The organism is Veillonella sp. ZSJB6, from assembly GCF_051549505.1.
Lineage (GTDB): Bacteria > Bacillota > Negativicutes > Veillonellales > Veillonellaceae > Veillonella.
Genome location: NZ_JBPUGE010000203.1, coordinates 1 through 232, shown reverse-complemented (window position 1 = coordinate 232; position 232 = coordinate 1). Strand labels below are relative to the sequence as shown.

Annotated in this window: 1 protein-coding gene; it reads left to right on the top strand. The window is 33.2% G+C overall.

Features of this window, described 5'->3' with window-relative positions; translation table 11 throughout:
• The coding region (locus ACSV5T_RS10425) for a mechanosensitive ion channel domain-containing protein (protein ID WP_438321105.1) at positions 1 to 232 on the top strand (232 nt) is incomplete at both ends.

Sequence of the window (232 nt, the reverse complement as noted above, 5' to 3'; positions counted from 1 at the left end):
ATCTAACTTGGCATCAGGCTTATTAATTCTTATCTTTAAGCCTTTTAGACCACGTCATGTTATTCAAGTTGGAGATACTGTAGGTAGTGTTAAGTCTATTCAATTTATGTATACTATTATCACTAGTAAAGATCAAAAAAATGTGTATATACCAAACTCTATCCTTACCTCCCAAGCCATAAGTAATATTGCTTATACCCACGAAAGGGTTATCCCGTTCGTCTTTGATATT